This window comes from Syntrophus buswellii (assembly GCF_046097065.1).
Classification (GTDB): domain Bacteria; phylum Desulfobacterota; class Syntrophia; order Syntrophales; family Syntrophaceae; genus Syntrophus; species Syntrophus buswellii.
Genome location: NZ_CP175563.1, coordinates 2,819,492 through 2,842,528, shown reverse-complemented (window position 1 = coordinate 2,842,528; position 23,037 = coordinate 2,819,492). Strand labels below are relative to the sequence as shown.

Genomic DNA, 23,037 nt, shown 5'->3' with positions numbered 1-23,037 from the left:
AATTCAAAGGCCCCTCCTAGAACCTGTAGGTCAGTTTGACCCGGAACGTTCTGCCGTCCTGCGAAATGACATCCTGCAGGTGTTCATCGGAGGCAGGCGCTCCGTAATCCTCATCGAAAAGATTGTAGAGAGTACCGGATAATTCCAGATTTTTCCACAGTTCTCGGCTGAGTAGGGTCAGGTTGGCGACGAAAAAATCATCAACCCGGCGGCCCTGGGGTGATTTGCAGGAGGACGTGTACTGGAGCTCCAGGCCGGCGGCGAGCCTCGGGCCGATAACCGGGACGTAAAGTTTCGATTTTACAATATGTTCCGGAGAATTTGGCAATTTGCCTCCTGTATCCTCGTCTGTGCTCTTCTGCCAGGCGTAGCTGATTCTTCCCTCGATGCCGCCCGACCACTTCCCTTCGACTTCGAATTCCGCCCCTTTTGATTTCACCTCTTTCAGATTTTTAAATACGAGAAGGCCATCGGCCGGATCTGTCCAAAGCGAGACCAAATCGCGGATCGAATAGTAATGGCCGGAGAGGGAAAAGCGGTAGTTTTTCCAGTAGTGTTCAAGGGCAAGCTCGTAGGCGTCGATCTTTTCCGGCTGAAGATCGGGATTGGCCTTTTGCGTCTCGTTGGCGTCGCTGTAATAAAGCTCGTAAGGATTCGGAGCCCGGAATCCCCTGCCGTAGTTCAACTTCAGCGCGGTCTGTTCGGCGGGTTTATAGATCAGGGAGGTTCTGAAATTGGTCGTGCCCCCGAAGGTCGAATAATAGTCGTAGCGCAAACCAGCGCTGATGAGGACCCGGTTTTCCAGCAGGGAAAACGAATCCTGAAGATACGCCGCCCAGTTGTAGGAGCTGCGGTTGTCGTCGAGATACGAGAAGGAAGGATTCTCATCGTAGTTCTTCTGCTTCAGGAGGAAATAATCCGTATAGGCTGTGCCGAGAACAGCCGTATGGTTATCAAGGAACCTCTTGATGAATTCCAGTTCGCCGCCCCACCATTCGCTTTTTGTATAGTCCCTGTTGAGGGTATAGGGTTTTGTATTGGTCAAGGGGTTGTCGTCCGCGTCGAAGAGCCAGTCGCCCCGGTAGGAATAGTAATCGTAGAACGTCCGGAGCATGATGCCCGTCGTTTCATTGAAATCCGATCTGTAGGACAGATCCAGGTAGGCCCTCTCATCCTTGAAATGGGTCCGGTTGTCGTTGAAGACGGTCCCGTAGGCGGCCGTGGGAACATCCTTGTCCCGGGAGCCGAAAAGCCCCTGGAGGGAGAATCCCTTGTGTTTCAGGGTTGCGAAGAGGCTGCCTCCTTCCTGGGAATCGCAGGAGTCGGCCTGGCCCTGGTGCGAGAGAGGACTGTCGTATTCCTTGAAATAGAGATCCTGTCCCCTGCTGCTGACGTGTGTTCCCGATAAAAGCACCTGGGCGCCGCTGGAAAATTCCCGGCCATAGGACGCCCTTTCCTTGAAGGACTGAAAGCTCCCCGCTTCTCCGGAAAGCTCCAGGCCGTCAAGCTCCGCTGCGCTTCGGGTAATGACGTTGATGACTCCCAGAAAGGCGTTGCTCCCGTACAGGGAATGGCTTGGACCGCGGATGATCTCCACGCGGTCGATGAGATCCACATCGAGGGGAAATTCCGTGCCGAGATACGCCTGGTTGTAAATGCCGTCGTTAATGCGGTGGCCGTCTACGATGAGGAGAAGCCGCGTATTGTAGTCGCCCGGACGTGAGAACCCGCGGACTCCTGCATAGCTGTAAGACCGGTCATTGCTCGTGTAGAACCCCCGGACGCTTTGCAGAATTTCGGCCAGGGTCCGGTAGCCGTACTTTTTGATGTCCTCTGCCGTCACGATGCTGACCGATGACGGGGCATCCGTTTCCTTCTGCTCGAATTTGGACGCCCCGGAAACGTCCGCAACTTCGATGGTCATGAGTTCCTCGATGTTGAGTTCCAGCAGGTCGTCAGGCCCTTTACCGCCTTCCGGGACCGCTGCAGGGGCAATTGTTGCGGATAAGAGGCACAGGCCGACGATCAGGAGGCATAAAAGGGGAGAAGGCCGTAAACAAGGGCGCTCCCCGGCAGAGGCGCGAAAGGGGCCGCCGCCGTTCATCGCTGTATGGGTCTTTCTTACCGGGATCTTCATGAGATGGCTGTTCCTCTTCCCTGTAGTGTTTTCATGATGCGCCTCCCGGGGCAACCGTCTCCGTTTTCCCGGGGAGGGACAAGAGCAGAGAAGTTATTGCGCTTTCCTCCAGGGGGCGTGAAAACAGGAAGCCCTGCCCCCGGCTGCATTTCATTTTCTGCAGCTTCTCCCTCTGTTCGACCGTTTCGATGCCTTCGGCGACAACATCCATGCCCAGGTTGCTGCCGAGCATCAGGATGGTTTCGATGATGTTTGTCTGCTCCCCGTTGAACGCCAGCTTATTGATGAAGGAGCGGTCGATCTTCAGCGTGTCGATGGGGAGATTCTGGAGATAGCTCAGGGATGAATACCCGGTGCCGAAGTCGTCGAGGGAGATGTGGATGCCGAGGGCCTTCAGCTTGAGCAGCACATTTACGATGGAAGAGCTCTGCTCCATGAGGATGGTCTCGGTAATCTCCAACTCGAGATTTTCCGGATTTACCCCTGATTCCCGGATCACGTTTATCACCATATCCGGGAACCCCGGATCCCTCAGCTGGACCGGAGAGATGTTGACGGCCAGCCGCAGAGGCGGCACCCCACCGTCAAACCAGGTCTTGAGCTGCCGACAGGCGGTGCGCAGCAGCCATTCCCCCAGGGGTACGATCAGGCCTGTCTCTTCTGCCAGGGGAATGAAATCGGAGGGTGCCACTAGTCCCTGGTGGGGATGCTGCCATCGCATCAGGGCCTCCATGCCGACGATGGAGCTGTCCTTCAGGGCGACAATGGGCTGGTAGAAAATCTTGAATTCGTTCCGTTCCAGTGCGGTGCGCAGATCGGATTCGAGCCGGATCAGGGCTACGGCCTGCGACCGCATGTCGGGTGAAAAGACCTCGTAACGGCCCCTTCCCAGGGCCTTGGCCTGATACATGGTGATGTCCGCGTCGCGCAGCAGATCTTCGCCGCAGGGATATTCCGAGGAGCCCAGGGCGATGCCGATGCTGGGGGTGCTGACAATCTCGGCTTCGTTCACGTAAAAAGGTTCTATAAAGGATCTCTGTATCCGTTCGGCGATCCGTTTCGCGTTTTCCAGATTCTTGACGTCCTCGAAGAGCATGACAAATTCGTCTCCTCCGAGCCGGGCTGTGGTGTCTCCTGGACGGGCGCACTGCTCGAGGCGCCGGGCTGTCTCGATGAGGACGGCATCCCCCGCCGAATGGCCGAGGCTGTCGTTGATCATCTTGAAGCGGTCCAGATCGAGGAAGAAAACGGCAAAGAGGTAATCCGGAAGGCGGCGCGTCCTGCGGAGGGCATTGTTGAGCCGGTCCATGAAGAGCGCCCTGTTGGGAAGTCCGGTAAGGCCGTCGTAAAAGGCATCGTGCTGCAGCTGCTCCTCTGCGTGTTTCCTCGCGCTGATGTCCGTGTGGGAGCCCGCCATCCGGTAGGGGCTGCCGGTCTCATGGCGAATGGCGATCCCCCGGGACAGAATCCAGCGATAACTTCCGTCCTTGTGGAGCATTCGGTGTTCGTGGATAAAATGGGTGTTGAGACCCTCCAGGTGGGAGTTGATCTCGATCTTCACCTGCTGCGAATCGTCGGGATGAATGCGGTTGAACCATTCCTCGATGTCTGTGCCGATTTCCTCTTCGCTGTAGCCGAGAAGCCCTTTCCAGCGGCTGGAAAAGTGGACCTCGTTCGTCAGGAGATTCCAGTCCCATAGCCCGTCGTTTGCAGCGAGTGAAGCCAGGGCATAGCGCTCCTCGCTTTCCCGTAATGCCTTTTCCGTCCGTTTCCGTTCCGTGATGTCCCTGACGATGTTCAACGCCTCGTTTTCCCCGCTCCGGATGGTCCGAATCTCCCAGTCGTGAAGCGCTCCCCCGATGGCCACACGGCATTCCAGCAACTGGACGATTCCCGTTTCCAGAGTCTTGTGCACCTGGCCCATGAGCTGGTGGGCGAGCAGTGACGGCAGAAACTCGAAGATGTTGGGGTTGTCCCCTTCAGCGACGGAGGGAAGGTCCCTGTCACTGGAATTTCTTGATTCGAGCAGGGTTCCGTCATGGGAAATCCTCAGCATGCCGTCCGGGATAGCGCCCAGCAGGGCCCTGCTCTTGGATTCCGCGCGATAGACATCATCAAAAGCCTTGCTTGTCCGAAGCAGATAGCGCACCCGATAGCCCAGGAGCAGCCAGTTGATCGGCTTGGTGATGAAGTCCGTTGCTCCCGCCTGGTAGGCGCGGTGAATGGACCCTGTATCTTCAAGGCCTGTCATCATGCAGATCGGGGTCCGCTCATGTCCGGGGGATCTCCGTACCTGCTCACAGGTGGAAAAGCCGTCCAGCTCAGGCATCATGACGTCCAGGAGGATCAGGTCCGGCTTCAAGGCGTTCAGAAGGGACAGCGCCTCCGCGCCGTTTTCCGCCTCCTTTACCCGGTAGCCTTCCCTTGCCAGGGAGGTATGGGCGAGCATACGCATGACCGTGTCGTCATCAACCACAAGGATCAGGGGAGTGTTCTCCCCGTTATGTTCTCTCATCATGCCGTTCTCCTTTCAGGTTTCCTCCCATGCAGCGGCTGTCCGCCGGCATTCATTCCTGAGGTTTTCTTTCCGCCCCGCCGTCTTCTTTTCCCTGTCGGCCGGAAGCAAGCCATCGGGACAGGACGTTATGCAACTCGTGTAATTTGTACGGTTTGCTCAGGTAATCATCCATTCCAGCTTCCAGGCACGTTTCCCGGTCGCCCTCCATGGCATGGGCCGTGAACGCTATGATGGGAATATGGCCGGGCCTTCTACCCCCTAGGGCGGTCTCCTCCCGCCGAATCGCCCGTGTCGCCTCGTAGCCGTCCATCACAGGCATCTGGCAGTCCATCATGATGATGTCGTAGCTCCCGGCGGCAAAGGCGGCAAGGGCCTGCCGGCCGTCTTCGACCACGTCGGTCCGGCAACCCAGGGAGTTCAGCATGGCCACACCCAGGGCCTGGTTGACGGGATTGTCTTCCACAAGGAGGACACGGAACGAAGACAGCTTTCCCTCACCCCCTGGTACGCCGGAAGGCTCTCGGACATCACGGGCTTCGGGGGCGATCGATTCCGCAAGGGAGGCAAGGGCGTTGAAAAGCTCGGATTGCCGGACCGGTTTTTTAAGGGCCGCATGGAGATCCAGCTCCGGACAATCTTCATCGAGGTCCGATCCGGTCGTCAGGAGGAGAATTTTTGTCCCCGCCGTCTCCGGATCGGCGAGAATGGTCCGGGCCAGCCCCGGCCATTCCGCTTCCAGCATGGCCGTATCGAGAATCATGATCCGGTATGGCTTCCCCGCCCCGGCGGCGGAACGGAGCATCCGGAGGGCCTCGGTGCGGCGCTCGGTGCTGCTGCTCCTTATTCCCCAGCCCTCCAGCTGCCGGCTCAGGGTTGTCCTGGCTGTTGCCGATGTTGAGAGGATAAGGGTCCTGAACTGCTGAACCGACGGAGAAGAAAGCCTGGGGGGTTCCGGTGTGCCGTCCCGCCTTTCGAGCCGAGCTGAAAACCGGAATGTGGATCCCTTTCCGGGCGCACTCTCCACATCGATTGCTCCGCCCATCAACAGGGCCAGTTGGCTGGCGATGGTGAGGCCCAGGCCGGTTCCTCCGTAGCGGCGAGTCGTGGATCCATCCGCCTGGGCAAAGGCGTCGAAGATTTTCCCCAGGGCCTCCGGCTCCATTCCGATGCCCGTATCCCGGACCTCGAAGAGGATCATCAGGGACTCTTCCTGTTCTTCCCCCGCCGCGACAACAAGTGAAATTCCCCCCTTTTCGGTGAACTTGACGGCATTCCCCAGGAGATTGAAAAGAACCTGCCTCAGGCGTACAGGATCGCCCCCAAGAATGGAGGGGATGCTGTTCGAAACGTGGCAGGACAGTTCAATCCCCTTGTTCTGCGCCTGGCCGCTGAAGGAATCGACCACTTCCTCAACAAGGGCCAGGAGGTTGAGGTCCGCCGCGACAAGTTCCATTTTGCCCGCTTCGATCTTGGAAAGATCGAGGATGTCATTGATCAGCTGCAGCAGGGTTTCCCCGGAGCGAAGAGCCATGGCGATGTACTTCTTCTGCTGATCACTCATATTCTCCTGCCTCTGCAGGAGTTCGAGAAACCCGATGACGCCGTTCATCGGTGTGCGGATTTCATGGCTCATGTTCGCCAGAAACCGGGATTTGGAAACGCTGGCCGCCTCCGCAGCCTCCTTGGCTGCAAGAAGCTGGAGCTCCATCCGTTTCCTGTCGGCGATGTCGATGAAGCTTTCAAGAAGGATATCCCTTCCCTCGAAAGTCATCCGGATCACATTCTTGATGATCGGAATGTGCCCCCCGCCGACGTGAAGAAGGATCCGTTCCGAATTTTCGACGGTCTGTCCAAGATCCGTCACCGGGCACCGGTTGATCTCGGTCGGGCAGACCGTCTGGTGGCAGATGTTTCCAACCAGCTCACCCTCCGTTTTGCCCGTCAGTTGGCAGGCGAGTCGATTGGCGTACAAAATTTTGTGGGTGTGGGCGTCCACGATGAAGATGCCCGTGAGAACCGACCCGAGAATGCTTTTCAGCCAATGCTCCTGCTCGCGGGCGAGCCTCTCGGCCCTGGCCAGCTCCTCGTTGGCCTTCACCAGTGCATCCGTCCGTTCCCTGACGCGTTTTTCGAGCTGATCCCTGGATTTTCGAAGTTCTTGATCACGCAGGGAAATTTCCGAGAGCATTTCGTTGAACCCGGCCATGAGGATTCCCAGCTCGTCATTTCGCCGATCATCGACCTTGAGCGAAAAATCCTTCGTTTCCGAAACCCCCTTCATGGAATGGGCAAGGCTCAGAATGGGATCCGAGATGGCCCTCTGCAATTTCCGGGTGAGCGGGTAGGCTGCCAATGAGGTGGCGCCCATGATCAGGCCGGCAATGGCGAGGTACCAGGAAAACGCCTCGTAAAGATCGCTGAGGTCTGTGACGATGCAAAGAGTTCCCAGCCGGTCCTTCTCGAACAGGATGCTCCGGGAGACGTTCAGCCGATCCTTCTCGAACACCTCGCCCTCCGTGTCCTTCAGGGTCATGGCGGGAGCGGAACATGAACAGGCAGGGGGATCGTTGCCGGTAGTGCCGGGGCTGCCGTTGTCCTTCAGATACCGTGCGAAGGGGCGGCCGTCCTGTCCGAAGACGCAGGCCGAGAGGATGCGCGGCTCCCCCTTGAGCGCTTTGAGCGTTTCTTCGGCAGACGCCGGATCGCTGAAGAGAAGGGGGGCGACAAGGTTGTTGCCCGTCACCTTTGCCAGGGTGTCCATCCTCGCCACAAGATTGCTTCGGTACGAAAAGAGCTCGTGAGCTGCGAAGAGTGCGACGGCGAGGAACAGGGAGACGCAGCAGGTCGACATGGTGATGCTCGTCAGTTTTTTGCGGATGGAACTGTTGCGGTATGTCATCGTCATTTCCCTATCGGCTGTTTCTCACAAGTTTCGCCAGCCTCAGGAGTTTCGAGCTGATCTGCATTTCTCCCGTTGCCGCTGCATCTGGATTGATCTCGAAGGAGACCTTTCTGTCCTTGATCACAAAGTTGATCATGCCTCCAAAAGCGGCAAAATTTTTCATGTCCCCGATGGTCAGCACGCCCCTTGGCAGGTCTTTCAGGATTTCTTTCACCTGCCTCGATTCTGATCTGCAGATATAGAGAACCTGGCAGATGGACGCCTCATCCCTGGATGCAATCCTCTTCACGGAAAGCGCCTTTCCGGAGGCCGCCTTCCCGGAGAGGGATTCAAGAGCGTTTCCCAGCGGATCGTTTCCCAGCACGCAGAGCGTTATGTCCGGGGCGTCAGGCGGCATACTTTCCCGGGGCCAGAAGACAAACTTGATGAAATTGTAAACAAAGGCCGCCTTGACCTGGGAAGGGTCCGGCTCCACTGCTTCCGCCTGATGGGAATTCCATCCGGAGAGCGTAAAAATTAGAAAAAAAAGGAGCAGAATTCTGAAGATCTTTCTTGTCCTGGAAGTATCCAGGGAAAAAAAAGAGCGGATGAGGATTTCCAGAGCAGCTGTCTCCTTCGTGTCCAATTTCTTGACGGGCTCCTTGTGCGCCTTGCCGGGGCGCGGCGTTACGTTATCTAGTCTTCGGGTACGGGAAATCGTGAAATCCTGATAGAAATGACAGAGCGCATATTCCCCCGCTTATGAGCCTCCGGAACATTTTTCCCGAAAAGGAACGCTGTTCCGGATGTTCTTCTTTCCGCACGAATTTATTGTATTTATCGCATTTGAATTACAAGATGCAGCAATTGGTGTGCCTGACGTGGATCTTTTTGAAATGTCTCCTTCGGAAAAATCGGGGATAAGATGTTCACAAAGCCGCGATAATGCCGCAGGTTGGATTCTGCGCGCCCTTGACGTTTCCGGATGCGGATTATTGTCGCGCCCGTTTAACGAGGAGGGCCGGCGGTTGGCTGAGGCCGCGCGGGCGGCCGATCACCCATCGGCAGCAGGAAGGGGGTCTTGAATGGAGCGGGGGTGCACCGGGAAGTCTGCCGGCGGCTGGAGGAGTGTCGGGATGGGCCTCTCCTGTTTATGGGTGGAAGAAGGGGCCCTTAGAGTCTCTTCATGCCGACCGGCAGGGCGGTCTTTTCAAACCCGCCGCCCAAATTCCCCTCCGACGGGGAAATGAGCCAGCGAAAGAGGATGGAATGGAGCTGATCGGCTTTGTAAGGTTTGCTGAGATAATCGTCCATTCCCGCGTCCATGCAGGCCCGGCGGTCGCCTTCCAGGGCATGGGCCGTGAGCGCGACAATGGGGACCCGGCGGTACCTGGATTTTCCTTCCCCAAGCCTCTCCCGTTTCCGGATTTCCCGGGTCGCTTCATAGCCGTCCATCCGCGGCATCTGGCAGTCCATCAAGATGAGGTCGTAATGCCTGGAGGCCCAGGCATCAACGGCTCCAAGACCGTCCTCCACCACGTCGATGTGACAGCCGAAGTAGTTCAGCATGGCCGTGGCGACCGCCTGGTTGACCGGGTTGTCTTCAGCCAGAAGGATGCGGAAAGCCGAGAAGATTCCCGTGTCGCCTTTTCCGCCGGGGGAGACGCGATCTGGAAGGGATTCCGGCAAGAACCGGGTTCCGGGGACGGCCGGAATGGCGCTCGGTTTTTCGAGGCGCGCAGTGAAGCGGAAGGTGGACCCCCTCCCCGGCGCACTTTCAACCTCGATGGTCCCACCCATCATGGAGACGAGCTGGCTGGCAATCGCGAGCCCCATGCCTGTTCCCCCAAACTGGCGGGTCGTGGAGTCGTCCTCCTGGGAGAAGGCTTTGAAAATTCTCGACTGGGCCTCCGCGGTAATCCCGATGCCCGTGTCCATGACCTCGTACCTCACAAAAACCGCGTCTTCGTCCTCCCGCTCCATGGACACGGAGATAAAAATTTTCCCCCGCCTCGTGAACTTGACCGCATTTCCCACGAGATTGACGAGCACCTGCCTCAGGCGGACAGGGTCTCCCCGAAGCGCCGAGGAAAACCCCTTTTCCACGGAAGTAACCAGTTCCAGCCCCTTTCTGTACGCCGGCTCTCTGAAAAATTCGACTACCTCCCGCACGAGGGAAACGGCGTCGAGCTCCGTATTCGAGAGTTCCATTTTTCCGGCCTCGATCTTGGATAAATCAAGGACATTGTTGATGATCGAAAGCAGGGTCTCCCCCGAGGAAAGCGCCGTATCGACGTATCGGCGCTGCTGCAGCGTGAGGCTCTCTTCTCTCTGGAGAAGTTCCAGGAAGCCGATGATGCCGTTCATGGGAGTGCGGATCTCGTGGCTCATGTTCGCCAGAAACTTGGATTTTGCAAGACTCGCCGCTTCCGCCATGTTTTTGGCCTGAAGCAGCTCCTGCTCCGCCCGTTTCATGTCCGTAATGTCGATAAAGCTCTCGAGCAGGAAATCCCTTCCCCGGTAATCGATCCGGACGACGTTTTTGATAATGGGGATGGAATCCCCTGTGGCTGTAAGAAGCATCCGCTCCGAGTGGTCGGTCCTTTCCCCCAGATTCAAAAACGGGCAGCGACCGGCCTCGGCCGGGCAGATGGTTCCGTGGCACATCGCTCCGACAAGCTCTTCCTCTTTTCTTCCGGAGAGCCTGCAGGTGATTTCGTTTGCATAGAGGACTTTGCGGGTGGCGGCATCGACGATGAAGATTCCCGTCATGACCGACTGAAGAAGGATTCTCTGCCACTGCTCGTTCTCGCGGGCGATCAGTTCCGCCTGGGCAAGCTTCCTGTTGGCCTTGACGAGATCCACCGTTCTCTCCTGTACACGGAGCTCCAGTTCCTCCCTGTCTCTTCGCCTCTGTTCATCACGGAGGCTGATCTCCGAAAGCATCCTGTTGAAGCCCTTCATGAGGACCCCCAGTTCGTCGTTCCGCTGCCCGTCAATCCGGACCGTAAAATCTTTCCGATCGGTGACCCTCTGCATGGAGTCGGCAAGCTGGAGGAGCGGCTTCGAGATGAACTCCTGGAGTTTTCTGGAGAAGAAATAGGCCATCAGGGAGGTCAGGGCCAGGATCAGGATGGCGACGGCGATATACACGTAAAGCTGGGAATAGGCCCCCTTCAGGTCCGAAACGATGCGGAGAGTCCCCACGGAATCTTTTCCCGATGTCAGGGTCCGGGTCACTTCGATCCCATGACCGCGGAAAATCTCATGGTTTCCCATCTGCTGCGGGGTGAGCGACGCAGGGCACAAGGGCCAGCGGTATTCGCCGCCGGTGGTGAGGGGTAGATCAGGCCGCTGGTAGGCGGCAAACCGGCTCCCTTCCTGGCGGTAAACGCAGGCGGACAGGATATGCGGGTCCCCTTTCAGAATCTTCATGATCCTGCCGGCTGCTTTCGGGTCACCGGCGAGAAGCGGTGCGGTGATGCTCTGTCCGGTCACGTTTGCCAGGATGTCGATCTTTTCCACCAGGATTTTCCGATAGCTGACAACCTGATGGACGATGATAAAAAAGGAGGAGAGGGAAAAGGTGACAAGGCAGGTGAACAGAATGATCCTGGTCAACTTTTGACTGATGGAACTGTTTTGAAAACTCCGCATGGATACCCCGGGTTCAGATTGATTCGCACGAGCGCTTCAGGTTTCAAACGTTTTTCACAGGCGGGAATTCCCGCCGCCGCTGCCTGTTCGCAGGCTGTTGGGGATGTCTGCCGGCGGTTCCCGTCCACGGTTTTCAGTCTGCCTTTATCAGCCTTTATGCGAAAAATCAAACAGGGAATGGCGAAAAAATGCTCTTTTGACCTAAGGGATATTCCTTAAGGAAATTAAGATATAAGGCAATGCGCAGTTGCAGATCAGGGTCATTCCGCTGGAATTTTTCTGCGGCCTGCCTCCACGGGGAGCGTCTGGAGTTCTGCCGGCCTTGCGGGGGAGGGGCTGTGGCGTTTTTCAGGGATTTCTGTCTGTATCGACGGGAGGGGTATGGACGACGACGGTCCTTTCCCCGGTGATCTTGATGGTTGTAACGGAGTCCAGCGTTGAATAACAACTGCCGATTTTTTCCCCCCGGTGATCGAAAAGGTCGAAACCAAAGAGGGGGGATTGGCGGATGGCCGACTTCTCTCGCATATTCTGGACCAATTCTTTCATCTTCCCGCCGGAGAGGTCCCTGGGTCTCCACAAATCGGAATTCAGGGTCCAGGTTTTGTCTATACCGATTATGGCGGTGGGATACACGTCCGAACCGCTGACGTAATAGGCCAGATGGTCCTCCAGCCGGAAACGCTCGTAGGCTTCCGTCGCGTCTCTGCTTGGCTGAATTTTCCCGTAACGGCCATCGGCTGTCCGCCAGAGGAGGATGATCGCCAGCGCGGCCACGAGAACACCGATGGCGGTGAAAAGCTCCATATCCAGTTTCATTTCCGATCCTTAAAAAGAAAACGCCAAGCCATCCGATTCCTTGACGAGCTTGGCGTTTCCCCTCTTCAGCTTTCCGGACAGCACCGGGATGTAACGTGATCCGGGGTTATGTCTGGGGTGCGATCTTGATCTCCACCCGCCTGTTCTTCTGGCGCCCCGCCTCCGTTTCATTGGTCGCTACGGGCATCGTTTCCCCAAAACCGATCACCTCGATTCGGTTGTTCGCCACGCCGCGCTGAACAAGAAGATTCTTCACGGCCATGGCTCGCCGGTTCGAAAGATCCTGATTGTAGCTTTCGGAACCGACACTGTCCGTGTGGCCTTCCACCCGGATGAGGGTATTCGGGTACTGAGTCAGCACGCCTGCGACCCGGTCTATTTCAGAGTAGAGCCCCGGCCGGACTGCCGCCGAATTGGTGTCGAAGGTGACGTCGCCCTTGAATGTCACCGCCAGGAGGTTTCCTTCCCGGGAAACAGCGGCCGCTTCGGAAGTACCCAGCGCGCTGCGCATATCCCTTTCCTGGTTGTCCATCATCTTTCCCACCGCAGCGCCTCCCAGCCCGCCGACGGCCGCACCGATGGCCGTGCCGATCAGGGTGCCCTTGGTATCACGGCCGATGACCTGTCCGAGGACTGCTCCGGCTGCAGCGCCGCCGGCCGTTCCATAGACGGCTCCTTTGGTGGTTTTCGTCTGGCTTTCCATCGTCGCGCAACCGCCCAGAAGCAGCATGCAGAGCAAAACAGCCATACCCTTTTTCTTCATTTTTTTCCTCCTTGAAAAGAATATATGTGTTACGTTTCGAAGATCAATAACAGGGTTATCCATCCCGCCGCACCAGAGATCATGCCGCATCCATCTCTTCAAAATCCCCGGGGGCCATGCCTGGGCGAAGGCGGGCCCCCGGATGATTTCGAAATTTTCAACAGGGCAATTATAATCAGTACCGCTTCCGGAGTCAATAAGGTTGAGAACTACTATTCGTTCTGTCCATTCCGTCCGGCCTGTTCCTCTCCTGCCGGTTTTTGATCTTTCATTGTCAACCGGGTTGAAAAACAGGGTTGACAAACAGGAGCCCGTCAACTATAGAAACTGCCGTCCCGCTCCGCCTCGGGAACAGCGAGGGGCAGGGTCGTGTCGGGCAGGTTTAGAATCCCGGAATTCCGGAGAGAACGAGGAGAGGAGAGGAATGAACGGACAGGAAGAAAAGAAGCGGCAGCTGATCGACGACGGGCTGAGATCCATCTGGTTTCCCTTCACGCAGATGCGGGAGTTTTCCCCGGAGGACGTGCTGGTCATCGCCGAAGGCAAGGGGACGCTCCTCCGGGATGTGGACGGCCGGGATTACATCGACGGAGTGTCGTCGCTCTGGACCAATGTTCACGGCCATCGCAAGGAACAGATTGACCGGGCCGTCAAGGAACAGGTGGATCGGCTTTCCCATTCGACCCTCCTCGGCCTGGTCCATGAGCCGGCCATCGAGTGCGCGAAAAAGCTGCTGGAGGTCGTTCCCAAGGGACTGACCCGCGTCTTTTACTCCGAAAGCGGGTCCACCGCCGTGGAGATCGCCCTGAAGATGGCCTTCCAATATCAGAAGCAGGCCGCCGGCGGAAATCCCGACAAGACACGATTTATCTCCTTCACCAACGCCTACCACGGCGACACCCTGGGGGCGGTCAGCGTCGGCGGGATCGACCTGTTTCATGCCGTTTACCACGAACTCCTTTTCCCCACGGTCAAGGCCGAATCGCCGTACTGCTACCGGTGCCCCTTCGGGGCCTCTCAGCCTTCCTGCCAATTCGACTGCCTCAAGCAGTTGGAAAACCTGCTGGCGACGCATGCTTCCGAACTGGCGGCCCTGATCATCGAACCCCTCGTGCAGGGGGCGGGGGGCATTCTGGTGCAGCCTCCCGGCTATCTCAGGCGGGTTCGGGATCTCTGCACGCAGTACGGGGTGCTGATGATCGCCGATGAAGTGGCGGTCGGCTTCGGGAAGACGGGAACGATGTTCGCCTGCCAGCAGGAAGGGGTGACGCCGGACATCATGGCCGTGGGTAAAGGACTCTCCGGAGGCTATCTGCCCCTGGCGGCCACCGTGGCGACGGAGGAAATCTACAGCGGGTTCCTGGGGCGCTTCGACGAATTCAAGACCTTCTTTCACGGGCATACCTACACGGGAAATCCCCTGGCCTGCGCAGCCGCCGTGGCCAGCCTGAACATCTTTACCGAAGAGCGGGTCGTGGAGGGTCTTGCAGGAAAGATCAAACGGTTTTCTCAGGGGCTCCAGCCCATCGCCAAGCTGGGTCACGTGGGGGAAATACGCCAGCGGGGCTTCATGGTCGGGATCGAACTGGTGGCCGACAAAAAGACGAAGGAACTCTATCCCCCCGGTGCGCGCATCGGGCACCGCGTCATTCTGGAGGCGCGGAAGCGGGGGCTGATCATCCGTCCGCTGGGGGATGTCATCGTCCTCATGCCGCCTCTGTGCATTACAAACGAGGAAATCGACCGGCTCTGTGAGATCACCCTTGATTCCATCCGGGCCGTGGTCGGGGATTAGGGAAGATGCCCGATCCGGAGAACCGGAAGGCAGGGGAGCGGCCTGAACGGCCGGATGCGCCGCACAGAGACTCTGTCCTCAGCGGGGTCTTCTATTTCGATCCTGCCGATTCGATTTACGCCGATCATTTCCCCGGCTGTCCCGTCGTGCCGGGCAGTGTGGTTATTTCCGCCTTCCTGAAGGCCGGACGGACGGCCGTTCCGGAGAGAACGCCCGGCAGGATTCAGGATTTCAAGTTTCGCGCCTTTCTTACGCCCGGAGCATACCCCTTCCGCATGGAGGCGGCGGGCCATCGCCTGATGTGCCGACTGTGGCGGCCGGGGGCTGAAACCCGCCGACCGCTGGTGACGGGGACGATTCTCTGCCAAGGCGCCGAATAAGGATCTTTTATGGACCTATTGACCGAAATTCAAGCGATTCTTGTTGAAACCCTTGATCTCGAAGACAAGGAAATCACCGGGGAATCCCGCCTCCGCAGGGACCTGGACATCGAATCCATCGACATGCTGGAACTGGCCCTCTCCTTCAGCTCCCGGTTCGGGATTGAAGTGGATGAGGACGATATCTTTCTGCAGCGGATTCCCCTCTTGATCGAAGAGGCCGAGCAGGAGAGCCGGGAGGTCTCTTCCTTTCTCTCCGCCCGGATTCCCTTCCTCTCCGGCGAACGGATCGGCGAGATCCTTGCCGAAGGAGAGGCCGATCCCAGGGTCCAGGATCTGGTGGACTACGTCTCCTGGCGGCTTTCAAAGGCATCGTAGCTCCATGACGGCCCTGGACTCCCTGATCTGCAGCCGCCGGAGTGTCCGGAAATACCGGAAGGAAATCCCGCCGCAGGAACTGATCGAAGCGATGGTGGCCTGCGCCCTCCAGGCCCCTTCCCCAGCCAACCGGCAGCCGGTCCGTTTCTTCCGGATCGTCCGTCCCGAGGTTCGTGAAACGTTGAGATCCGCCATGGAGGCGGGCTGCAGATCCCGTCTGGCAACGGCGGAGGAGCGAGGGGCGTCGGAAATTCTTAAAAATGTCCTCGCAAATTATTTCCGGTTTCTTCAGTTCATGTTCGATGCCCCCGTGCTGTTTGCCGTGGGAACCGCTCCCGTGCGCCGGAGCGTTGCCGGGAAGCTTTATTCCTCGGGAATTCTGGCCGGGGATTCGCGGACGTCTTCGGATGACGACCTCAGCGTGGGATTGGCCGTCATGGAATGGATGCTCAAAGGGGTGGAACTGGGGCTGGGGTCCTGCATCCTGACGGCGCCGCTGTTCTACCTCGATTCTCCCGAAGAGATCCTGGGCATTTCCCCCGTTACCCTTAAATGTTTCCTGACCCTGGGCTTTCCCGACGAAACGCCCGCTCTTCTCAAGAAAAAAGACCTTTCCGATATCTATCGGGAGCTGTGAAAGGGGTTGCACGTCCGATGTCTTCGGTTCGACGGGTTGCCATAACCGGCCTGGGGGCCATTTCCTCCCTGGGAAATTCTGCAGGGCAGATTCTGGACTCGCTTCGCACCGGCCGTATCTCCTTTGCCGCGTCCCCCTTCGATTCCCGGGTGATTACCTCTCCCGTCCGGGATTTCGAACTGGGGTCCTTTACCGGCTCCTTCAAGGAGCGCCGCTATCTCAACCGTGGGGCCCAGTTCGCGGTCGCTGCGGCGATGTCGGCTCTGCGCGGGGCGTCCCTGCGCAGTGAGGAGATGGCGGAAACGGGGCTCTTTCTCGGCGCCGGCCCCAATATGGATGTAGGGGGGGAAATTCCTGAGATCCGCCAGGGGGAGATCCGTCACGATGCGCTGATGGCCCTCTGGATTCTCCGCTTTCTTCCCAATACCGCGGCGTCCGTCATTTCCATCCTGGCCGGACTCCAGGGAGACAATTTCACCGTCACCTCCGCCTGCTCCTCCTCTCTTCAGGCGATCGGGGAGGCCTTCCACAAAATCCGTGACGGCTACCTGGATCTTGCCCTCGCCGGGGGCGGCGATTCGCGCCTGACAAACGGGGCGGTCCTGGCCTACCGGAAAGCGCGGGCTCTTTACGAAGGGGGAGGAAATCCCGGTGAAGCGAGCCGGCCTTTCGACAACGGAAGGCGGGGTTTCGTTCCCGGCGAGGGCGGGGCCTGCCTGCTGCTGGAAGAGCTGGAGCATGCCCGGAGCCGGGGGGCGGACATTCTGGGGGAGGTCTGCGGCTTCGGCGCCTCTCTGGACGGATACAATGTGACGGCGCCGGACCCTGAAGGAAGAGGCGGGCAAAAGGCCCTGGAAAAGGCCCTGGCGGATGGAGGGCTTGTGCCGGCAGACGTGGAAGCGGTTTCCACACACGGAACGGCGACCCTCCTCAACGACCGGATGGAGGCCGCCTTGCTCGAGCGGGTTTATGCCGGGGCCTTTCCCCGGATCCTGGCCTTCAAGTCCTGGATCGGGCATCTGTCGACGGCCTGCGGGGCCATGGAAACGGCGCTGAGCCTGATCTGCATGCGGAACAGCTACCTCCCGGAAATCCGGAACCTCCACGATCCCTGTTCTCCGGCCCTGCCCTTCGTGCGAAAAGGCGCAGCCTGTCCCACATCCCTCTGGGCCATCCAGAACTTCGGCTTCGGAGGACAGAATGCGGTGCTGATGGTGAAGCGATATCTTCCCGAAGAAGGAACGCGGCGGAATGAAACCTGATTCCCCCCTGCTGAAAATCGACGTGAACACCGGTCAAAGCGGCTTTTCGCTGCTTTCCCGCATTTCGGAATATTCCGGGGAGGGGATATCTGCATACGCCGACTTGCTGGACGCCCCGTCTTATCTGGGCTTGGAGGCCCTGGCCCAGGCGGGTGCCTACCATGCCCGATTTCTGTGCCGTTTTGAAAGGCAGGCCGTTCTGCTCATGGTCAGGGACTGCCGTCTGCCCGCCGAGGAGACACTGACGGGCCGCTGCCATCTTGCCGGTTGCCTGCGCAGCCGGAGCGCCTCTGTTTTTTCCTACGGAATGTCCGCTGAAATAGGGGGCATCAGGTTCCTTGAAGGGGAATTCGTGTTTTCTGCGGTTACCTACAATTCGGACTTCCGGGAAGAGATCCTCCGGAGCTATTACGAGAAAAAATGGATAACTTTATTGAACGGCTGAAAACCCGGTTAAGGCTGCATCGGCAGGCCGGTCTCTACCGTCGGCCGCCGGAAATCATCCGCCGGGAGGGCGCCTCCCTGATCCTGGCCGAAGGCAGGGTCCTGAACTTCGCCTCCAACGACTATTTGGGGCTGGGTGTATCGGAGGTCCTGCGGAAACAGGTCGGGCGCAATTTCGAGAAATACGGCTCGTCTTCCTCCTCCTCCCGCCTGGTATCCGGCAATTATTCCCTCATCGCCGAGGCGGAGAGGGCCTACGCCCGCTACTTCGGCTATGAGGAAGCCCTCTTTTTTCCCAGCGGCTATCAGGCCAACCTGGCTCTGCTCTCCACCCTGTTCGATTCGGGGACGCTCGTCCTTTTTGACAAGCACATCCATGCCAGCAGCGTCAAGGGGCTCGCCCTCAGCCCGGCTCAACTGGCCGGTTACAATCACAGCTCCCTGAACCATCTGCGGAAGCGCCTGGACAGGGCAGGGGAAAGGGAAACCGTCGTCCTGACGGAATCCCTCTTCAGCATGGACGGCGATCTCCTCGATGTTCCGGGCCTCGCCGGGCTGAAGGACCGCTATGGCTTTGTGTGCATCGTCGACGAGGCCCACGCCCTGGGGGTCCTGGGGGAGGGCGGGTGCGGCGTGGCGCGCCCGGTGGCCGACATCGCCGTGGGGACCTTCGGTAAGGCTCTGGGGCTCTTCGGCGCGTTTCTCCTTGTGCCGGCCGTGGTCAAGGAGCACCTCTTCAACTTCGCCTCACCCCTCATTTACTCCACAACCCTTCCCGAGGCCCATGCCGCCTCGGCCATCGACATCCTGGCCCTGCTGGCCCGGCAGGACGAATCCCGGAGGCGTCTCAGGGACATCAGCCTCGAAATGAAAAACGGGCTGAGGGAGGAAGGGTTTACGGTTCAGGGGGATGCCCATATCCTGGCCCTGGAGATTGGCGAAGAGGGGAAGGCGCTGGAGGTTTCGAATCGTCTGCGGGAAAGGGGGATCTTCGTCCTTTCGGCCCGCTATCCCACCGTTCCCCTGGGGAAAGCCATCCTGAGAATTGGGATGACGGCCCTGCACACCCGGGAGGATGTCAAACGCTTTATCCCGTCATTAAAGGAGGTTATGGTAAGAATATGAAAAGGGATGTTCCGGACATCTTCGTGATCGGTACGGACACGGGCGTCGGCAAGACGGTCCTGTCCCTGCTGCTGATGCGCTATTTCTATGACGAGGGGTTTTCCCCCTTCTACTTCAAGCCGCTGCAGACGGGCTGCCGCGATCCCTATGACACGGACTCCGACGCGAAATTCATCTACGACAACATTGAAGAATTGAAGGGCCGGGATCCGGCCGGTTCCGTGGGGTTCTGCTACCGGAATCCCAAAGCTCCGTACTTTGCCGCGCGGGATGAAGGCCGCCAGGTCGACTGGAAGACCCTTCCGGGGACCCTTCAGGAGAAGAGGAGCCGCTTTTCCCCTCTGGTCGTGGAGGCTGCCGGAGGCATCTTCGTGCCCGTCGACGGGGAGAGCCTGGTGATCGACACGATTCCTTCAATGGGCGCTCAACCCCTGATTGCGGCCCGGGCCGGCCTGGGGACCATCAACCACACCCTGCTGACGATTGCCGCCCTGGAACGGAGAAACATCGAGCCTCTCGGCGTCGTTTTTCTGGACAGCGCAGAGCCGGCAACACCGCTGGATATGATCGAGGAAAACAGGGAGGCGATCAGGAGATTTTCCCGGGTCGAAGTCGCCGGTTTGGTGGGCCGGATTTCAGACTTCCGGCATCCGCCTCCCGAGTGCTTTGACGGCTTGAAAAAACTCTTTGCGCGTAGCGTCTGAGATCAGGGCCACGCCGGCATCGCTTTTTACGCAGGCTTCAGGGCTCGATCCACCGGAGGATCGGGATCGGGTTTATAGAGGCAGTACATGTTGCGTCCCCTAGCCTTTGCCTGGTACATGGCCGTGTCGGCATGCTTCATCAGGGAATCCATGTCCTCTCCGTTTCCCGGGTAGATGGCGATCCCGATGCTGGCGCTGGTGAACAGCTCGTTCCCTTCGCAGAAAAAGGGTTTTCTGAAGGCGGCCAGGATCTTTTCAGCGATCTGGGAGCTGTTTGCGGCCTCTCTGAGGACCGGCAGCAGGATCATGAACTCGTCGCCGCCCATCCGGGCCAGGGTGTCCTCTTCCCGGAGGGTTCGGGACAGGCGCTCCCCCACATTCTGCAGAAGCATATCCCCGATGTGGTGACCGAAGGAGTCGTTCACCGTTTTAAAGCCGTCCAGATCGAGCATCATGACAGCCATCGTTCCCTGGCGTCGCTTTGCCTGGGCGATGGCGAGGATGAGGCGGTCGGCGAAGAGCATCCGGTTGGGCAGCCCCGTCAGAACATCATGGTAGGCCAGGTGGCGGATCGCCTCTTCGATCCGCTTGCGTTCCGTAATATCCCGCCAGACCATGTAGAGGATTTTCTGATCCTGCCAGTCAATGACCGAGGAGAGGATTTCCACGGGGAATTCCTCTCCATCGAAGCGGCGGCAGATCCATTCCTGCTGCAGATAGCCCGTTCTCAGGGCCTCGTTCATCAGCTCGTCGGCCTTGTCCAGGGAGGGGCTGCCGTCAGGCTGTGACGGGGGCGAAAAGGCGGAGGGATGGCGGCCGATCAGCTCCTCTTTCGAAGAGCAGCGCATCATTTTCACCATGGCCTCGTTGCAGTCCGTCAGAAGGCATCCATCAGAGAGAAAAATACCCACAGGGGAGTGTTCAAAGAGGATGCGGAACTTGGTATCGGCGTCTGTTCCGCCTTACCGGCCGGAAAAAGCGGAGTCGTGGACATCCCGCCGATGTTCCTCGCGCTGCCCGGTGAGCTGACTGCGCAGGGTCATCACTTCCCTGATCAGCTGCTCCTTGGTTTTCTCTTCATCCTTCATGCGTTCGGATCCTTGGCTCCAATGTATCCCGGCTGCAGGCAAAAATCAAAACATTACAATCCGTCAGGGCTTTCTCAAAAGCAGGGGGCCGCCCCGGACTGAGCCGGACAAAATGGCAGGCTTTCAACGTTTGGGAATGGTTTCCAGATTCACTTCGCCACCAAACCGCTTCTCAAGGATCTTTTGAAGATCTTCGAAGTGTTCAGGTTTTTCCATTTCCACAACGAGTTCCTCATCGTCCAGGACTTTTAACCGGCCATAGGGGCGAACAGCTTCGATAACCTCCAGGGGATCCGTTGTAACCCAGCCTTTCATCCGTCGAAGAAGCTCTTCCCCGTTAAAGGCCCTCTCGATGGTCAAATCGACCCGGCGCTTCTTGGCCTCCCATCCGAGAAGTGCCGGCTGGACGATTTTCGGTGTGACGGGGTCATGCATTGCAGCACAGCGAAACCATAATTTGGCGCGAATCATCGTTAATGACCTCCTGAAATCGTGACGTCTGGTTCGTTCCTTTGTCCGGCTTCCCATTTCTTGACATTCGGCCAAGGCTGGGGTACTCTCCCACTAATGTAGCGAAGGTTCATATCATTTCAAAGGAGGATTCCCCATCCATGGATCTCTCTGCTGTGATCAGGGAGCGTAAAAGCGTCCGAGCCTTCAAACCGGATCCCGTTTCCCGTGAACAGATTGAACGAATCCTCAGCCTGGCCGTCCTGGCCCCCTCTGCGATCAACCTTCAACCATGGGAATTCACGGTTGTTCTGGGGGAGGAAAAGGCAAGGTTAAGTCGGCGGTTGATCAAAGCGTACCATGAAAAGCAGATATCCTGCAGTCCGGGAAATGTCAAGCCGCTTTCCGAGTCGTTCAGCAGGCGGGGAGTTGAGTCCTTTGAAGTCATGAACCCCTGTCTGGCCCAAATGGGTCTTGATTTCAATACCTTCATCAACGAGGGGAGCTGCAATTTCTACGGCGCCCCTGCCGGGATTATTATCTGCCTGGACAACGCCTTTTCCAAGGCTCGACTGGTGGACATCGGGATCACCCTGGGGTTTCTGGTGCTGGCAGCCCATGACCAGGGGCTGGGAACCTGCCCGATCGGGTTGATCAACGCCTACGAGGATGACGTCAAGGATCTTCTCAATATTCCCGATGAGAAAGACGTGGTGATAGCCGTTGCGCTGGGGTATCCGGACTGGGAAAATCCCTTGAACGCTTTGAAGACGCCCCGGGAGACCCTGGACTCGTTTGTGCGCTGGATCGATTGAAATCTCTCTTGATCCGGCACGGTGTCAGTTCATCCCGGTCAAAGGCGGTATTTGGCATTTTTCGGCAGCGGCGGATTGCCGGTTGAGAGGCAATCGGGTCAATGTACTTGTTTTCTGTCTCGGAACGATGTCCGTTCCTTCAATTTCAGTTGCCCTTTTTAAGGAGGAATTCACATGACGATCAAAGTTGGCATTAATGGTTTCGGCCGAATCGGCCGGCTGGTTTTCCGCGCCGCCTGTGCGCGGCCGGACATTGAAGTTGTGGGGATCAACGATCTGCTCGATGCGGATTACATGTCCTATATGCTCCGGTATGACTCGGTACACGGCCGGTTCAAGGGAGCCGTGGATGTAAAGGACGGCAAGCTGGTGGTCAATGGCAAGGCGATTCGCATCACGGCTGAAAAAGACCCCGCAAATTTGAAATGGAATGACGTCGGGGCCGACTATGTCGTCGAATCGACGGGACTTTTCCTCGACAAGGAGAAGGCGGGCGGACATCTTGCCGCCGGGGCGAAAAAGGTCGTCCTTTCCGCGCCATCCAAGGATGACACGCCGATGTTCGTCATGGGAGTCAACCACAAGAGCTATAACGGCGAGCCGATCGTCTCCAACGCCTCGTGCACCACCAACTGTCTGGCCCCCCTCGCCAAGGTCGTTCACGACAACTGGGGAATCCTGGAAGGGCTCATGACCACGGTGCACGCCATAACCGCTACGCAGAAAACCGTTGACGGACCTTCCATGAAGGATTGGCGCGGTGGCCGCGCCGCCGGCTTCAATATTATCCCTTCGTCGACGGGGGCGGCGAAGGCCGTGGGTTCGGTGATCCCCGAACTGAAGGGAAAGCTCACCGGTATGGCGTTCCGCGTTCCCACAATTGACGTTTCCGTGGTGGATCTGACCTGCCGTCTTGCCAAGCCGGCTACCTACGAGGAAATCAAGGCCGCCATGAAGGCCGCTTCCGAAGGGGAGCTCAAGGGAATTCTTGGATACACGGAGGATGAGGTCGTATCGAGCGATTTCATCGGTGAAGAGCGAACCTCCGTCTTTGACGCCAAAGCCGGGATCGCCCTTTCCGACACCTTTGTCAAGCTCGTCGCCTGGTACGACAATGAATGGGGATATTCCAACAAACTTCTCGATCTCCTGGTTCATGTGGCCGGCAGATAAGGCCCCGGGGG

At 58.2% G+C, this 23,037-nt stretch carries 22 protein-coding genes; 12 read left to right on the top strand and 10 right to left on the bottom strand.

The window, feature by feature from the left end; translation table 11 throughout:
* Positions 1 to 16: 16 nt before the first annotated feature.
* From ACJ77P_RS12870 to ACJ77P_RS12855, 4 genes are read right to left on the bottom strand one after another with little or no spacing between them, the layout of a single operon-like run.
* A complete protein-coding gene (locus tag ACJ77P_RS12870) occupies positions 17 to 2,137 on the bottom strand; it encodes a TonB-dependent receptor plug domain-containing protein (RefSeq protein WP_408998461.1) in 2,121 nt (706 codons plus the stop codon).
* 31 nt (positions 2,138 to 2,168) lie between these two features.
* Positions 2,169 to 4,655, bottom strand: a complete 2,487-nt coding sequence (locus ACJ77P_RS12865; protein WP_408998460.1) for an EAL domain-containing protein — start codon at positions 4,653 to 4,655, stop codon at positions 2,169 to 2,171.
* Between the two features lie 49 nt (positions 4,656 to 4,704).
* Entirely contained in the window at positions 4,705 to 7,554 is a 2,850-nt protein-coding gene (locus tag ACJ77P_RS12860) for a response regulator (RefSeq protein WP_408998459.1), read from the bottom strand.
* A 10-nt stretch (positions 7,555 to 7,564) separates the two neighbouring features.
* Positions 7,565 to 8,182, bottom strand: a complete 618-nt coding sequence (locus ACJ77P_RS12855) for a YfiR family protein (protein WP_408998458.1) — start codon at positions 8,180 to 8,182, stop codon at positions 7,565 to 7,567.
* A 160-nt stretch (positions 8,183 to 8,342) separates the two neighbouring features.
* Between ACJ77P_RS12855 and ACJ77P_RS12850 the strand changes: the two genes are divergently transcribed.
* Positions 8,343 to 8,621, top strand: a complete 279-nt coding sequence (locus tag ACJ77P_RS12850) for a hypothetical protein (RefSeq protein WP_408998457.1) — start codon at positions 8,343 to 8,345, stop codon at positions 8,619 to 8,621.
* Between the two features lie 88 nt (positions 8,622 to 8,709).
* On the opposite strand, the gene ACJ77P_RS12845 is transcribed toward ACJ77P_RS12850, so the two are convergent.
* Positions 8,710 to 11,061, bottom strand: a complete 2,352-nt coding sequence (locus ACJ77P_RS12845; RefSeq protein ID WP_408998456.1) for an ATP-binding protein — start codon at positions 11,059 to 11,061, stop codon at positions 8,710 to 8,712.
* A 27-nt stretch (positions 11,062 to 11,088) separates the two neighbouring features.
* On the opposite strand from ACJ77P_RS12845, the gene ACJ77P_RS12840 reads away from it, so the two are divergent.
* Entirely contained in the window at positions 11,089 to 11,412 is a 324-nt protein-coding gene (locus ACJ77P_RS12840) for a hypothetical protein (protein ID WP_367359345.1), read from the top strand.
* A 129-nt stretch (positions 11,413 to 11,541) separates the two neighbouring features.
* Here ACJ77P_RS12840 and ACJ77P_RS12835 read toward each other — a convergent pair whose 3' ends face one another.
* Positions 11,542 to 12,012, bottom strand: a complete 471-nt coding sequence (locus tag ACJ77P_RS12835; protein WP_367359344.1) for a hypothetical protein — start codon at positions 12,010 to 12,012, stop codon at positions 11,542 to 11,544.
* Between the two features lie 106 nt (positions 12,013 to 12,118).
* Entirely contained in the window at positions 12,119 to 12,775 is a 657-nt protein-coding gene (locus ACJ77P_RS12830) for an OmpA family protein (RefSeq protein WP_367359343.1), read from the bottom strand.
* Positions 12,776 to 13,199: 424 nt separating this feature from the next.
* Between ACJ77P_RS12830 and bioA the strand changes: the two genes are divergently transcribed.
* From bioA to bioD, 8 genes are read left to right on the top strand one after another with little or no spacing between them, the layout of a single operon-like run.
* On the top strand, positions 13,200 to 14,570 hold the full coding sequence (bioA, locus tag ACJ77P_RS12825; RefSeq protein ID WP_367359342.1) for an adenosylmethionine--8-amino-7-oxononanoate transaminase: 1,371 nt from the start codon (positions 13,200 to 13,202) through the stop codon (positions 14,568 to 14,570).
* Positions 14,571 to 14,575: 5 nt separating this feature from the next.
* On the top strand, positions 14,576 to 14,950 hold the full coding sequence (locus ACJ77P_RS12820; protein WP_367359341.1) for a hypothetical protein: 375 nt from the start codon (positions 14,576 to 14,578) through the stop codon (positions 14,948 to 14,950).
* Between the two features lie 9 nt (positions 14,951 to 14,959).
* Entirely contained in the window at positions 14,960 to 15,328 is a 369-nt protein-coding gene (locus ACJ77P_RS12815; protein ID WP_367359340.1) for an acyl carrier protein, read from the top strand.
* Positions 15,329 to 15,332: 4 nt separating this feature from the next.
* Positions 15,333 to 15,965, top strand: coding sequence for a nitroreductase family protein (locus ACJ77P_RS12810; RefSeq protein ID WP_408998455.1), 633 nt, complete (start codon positions 15,333 to 15,335; stop codon positions 15,963 to 15,965).
* A gap of 17 nt (positions 15,966 to 15,982) precedes the next feature.
* Positions 15,983 to 17,227 (top strand): beta-ketoacyl-[acyl-carrier-protein] synthase family protein, encoded by a 1,245-nt coding sequence (locus tag ACJ77P_RS12805; protein ID WP_408998454.1) that lies wholly within the window; start codon positions 15,983 to 15,985, stop codon positions 17,225 to 17,227.
* On the top strand, positions 17,217 to 17,672 hold the full coding sequence (locus ACJ77P_RS12800; protein ID WP_367359337.1) for a hypothetical protein: 456 nt from the start codon (positions 17,217 to 17,219) through the stop codon (positions 17,670 to 17,672). Before ACJ77P_RS12805 ends, ACJ77P_RS12800 begins: the two co-directional genes overlap by 11 nt.
* Complete coding sequence (locus ACJ77P_RS12795) at positions 17,648 to 18,796, top strand: aminotransferase class I/II-fold pyridoxal phosphate-dependent enzyme (protein WP_408998453.1); 1,149 nt, start codon at positions 17,648 to 17,650, stop codon at positions 18,794 to 18,796. Before ACJ77P_RS12800 ends, ACJ77P_RS12795 begins: the two co-directional genes overlap by 25 nt.
* The gene (bioD, locus tag ACJ77P_RS12790; RefSeq protein ID WP_408998452.1) at positions 18,793 to 19,500 is read left to right on the top strand and encodes a dethiobiotin synthase; all 708 of its coding nucleotides are present in this window, start codon (positions 18,793 to 18,795) and stop codon (positions 19,498 to 19,500) included. Before ACJ77P_RS12795 ends, bioD begins: the two co-directional genes overlap by 4 nt.
* A gap of 26 nt (positions 19,501 to 19,526) precedes the next feature.
* Here bioD and ACJ77P_RS12785 read toward each other — a convergent pair whose 3' ends face one another.
* The 3 genes from ACJ77P_RS12785 to ACJ77P_RS12775 form a co-directional block, all read right to left on the bottom strand.
* Positions 19,527 to 20,432: a diguanylate cyclase domain-containing protein gene (locus ACJ77P_RS12785; RefSeq protein ID WP_408999429.1), complete on the bottom strand. Its 906-nt coding sequence runs from the start codon at positions 20,430 to 20,432 to the stop codon at positions 19,527 to 19,529.
* 30 nt (positions 20,433 to 20,462) lie between these two features.
* The gene (locus ACJ77P_RS12780) at positions 20,463 to 20,588 is read right to left on the bottom strand and encodes a hypothetical protein (RefSeq protein ID WP_408998451.1); all 126 of its coding nucleotides are present in this window, start codon (positions 20,586 to 20,588) and stop codon (positions 20,463 to 20,465) included.
* Between the two features lie 123 nt (positions 20,589 to 20,711).
* On the bottom strand, positions 20,712 to 21,059 hold the full coding sequence (locus ACJ77P_RS12775) for a hypothetical protein (RefSeq protein WP_367359333.1): 348 nt from the start codon (positions 21,057 to 21,059) through the stop codon (positions 20,712 to 20,714).
* A gap of 140 nt (positions 21,060 to 21,199) precedes the next feature.
* Between ACJ77P_RS12775 and ACJ77P_RS12770 the strand changes: the two genes are divergently transcribed.
* Both ACJ77P_RS12770 and gap read left to right on the top strand, forming a co-directional pair.
* Entirely contained in the window at positions 21,200 to 21,853 is a 654-nt protein-coding gene (locus ACJ77P_RS12770; protein WP_367359332.1) for a nitroreductase, read from the top strand.
* Positions 21,854 to 22,027: 174 nt separating this feature from the next.
* The gene (gap, locus tag ACJ77P_RS12765) at positions 22,028 to 23,026 is read left to right on the top strand and encodes a type I glyceraldehyde-3-phosphate dehydrogenase (protein ID WP_408998450.1); all 999 of its coding nucleotides are present in this window, start codon (positions 22,028 to 22,030) and stop codon (positions 23,024 to 23,026) included.
* Positions 23,027 to 23,037: the final 11 nt, after the last annotated feature.

Coding starts and splice junctions, on each gene's coding strand:
- ACJ77P_RS12860 (WP_408998459.1), bottom strand. CDS start 7,554: ATGACATACCGCAACAGTTCCATCCGCAAAAAACTGACGAGCATCACC.
- ACJ77P_RS12770 (WP_367359332.1), top strand. CDS start 21,200: ATGGATCTCTCTGCTGTGATCAGGGAGCGTAAAAGCGTCCGAGCCTTC.
- bioA (WP_367359342.1), top strand. CDS start 13,200: ATGAACGGACAGGAAGAAAAGAAGCGGCAGCTGATCGACGACGGGCTG.
- bioD (WP_408998452.1), top strand. CDS start 18,793: ATGAAAAGGGATGTTCCGGACATCTTCGTGATCGGTACGGACACGGGC.
- ACJ77P_RS12805 (WP_408998454.1), top strand. CDS start 15,983: ATGTCTTCGGTTCGACGGGTTGCCATAACCGGCCTGGGGGCCATTTCC.
- ACJ77P_RS12810 (WP_408998455.1), top strand. CDS start 15,333: ATGACGGCCCTGGACTCCCTGATCTGCAGCCGCCGGAGTGTCCGGAAA.
- ACJ77P_RS12815 (WP_367359340.1), top strand. CDS start 14,960: ATGGACCTATTGACCGAAATTCAAGCGATTCTTGTTGAAACCCTTGAT.
- ACJ77P_RS12835 (WP_367359344.1), bottom strand. CDS start 12,012: ATGAAACTGGATATGGAGCTTTTCACCGCCATCGGTGTTCTCGTGGCC.
- ACJ77P_RS12780 (WP_408998451.1), bottom strand. CDS start 20,588: ATGAAGGATGAAGAGAAAACCAAGGAGCAGCTGATCAGGGAAGTGATG.
- ACJ77P_RS12775 (WP_367359333.1), bottom strand. CDS start 21,059: ATGATTCGCGCCAAATTATGGTTTCGCTGTGCTGCAATGCATGACCCC.
- ACJ77P_RS12840 (WP_367359345.1), top strand. CDS start 11,089: ATGGACGATGATAAAAAAGGAGGAGAGGGAAAAGGTGACAAGGCAGGT.
- ACJ77P_RS12850 (WP_408998457.1), top strand. CDS start 8,343: ATGTTCTTCTTTCCGCACGAATTTATTGTATTTATCGCATTTGAATTA.
- gap (WP_408998450.1), top strand. CDS start 22,028: ATGACGATCAAAGTTGGCATTAATGGTTTCGGCCGAATCGGCCGGCTG.
- ACJ77P_RS12830 (WP_367359343.1), bottom strand. CDS start 12,775: ATGAAGAAAAAGGGTATGGCTGTTTTGCTCTGCATGCTGCTTCTGGGC.
- ACJ77P_RS12795 (WP_408998453.1), top strand. CDS start 17,648: ATGGATAACTTTATTGAACGGCTGAAAACCCGGTTAAGGCTGCATCGG.
- ACJ77P_RS12820 (WP_367359341.1), top strand. CDS start 14,576: ATGCCCGATCCGGAGAACCGGAAGGCAGGGGAGCGGCCTGAACGGCCG.
- ACJ77P_RS12870 (WP_408998461.1), bottom strand. CDS start 2,137: ATGAAGATCCCGGTAAGAAAGACCCATACAGCGATGAACGGCGGCGGC.
- ACJ77P_RS12800 (WP_367359337.1), top strand. CDS start 17,217: ATGAAACCTGATTCCCCCCTGCTGAAAATCGACGTGAACACCGGTCAA.
- ACJ77P_RS12865 (WP_408998460.1), bottom strand. CDS start 4,655: ATGATGAGAGAACATAACGGGGAGAACACTCCCCTGATCCTTGTGGTT.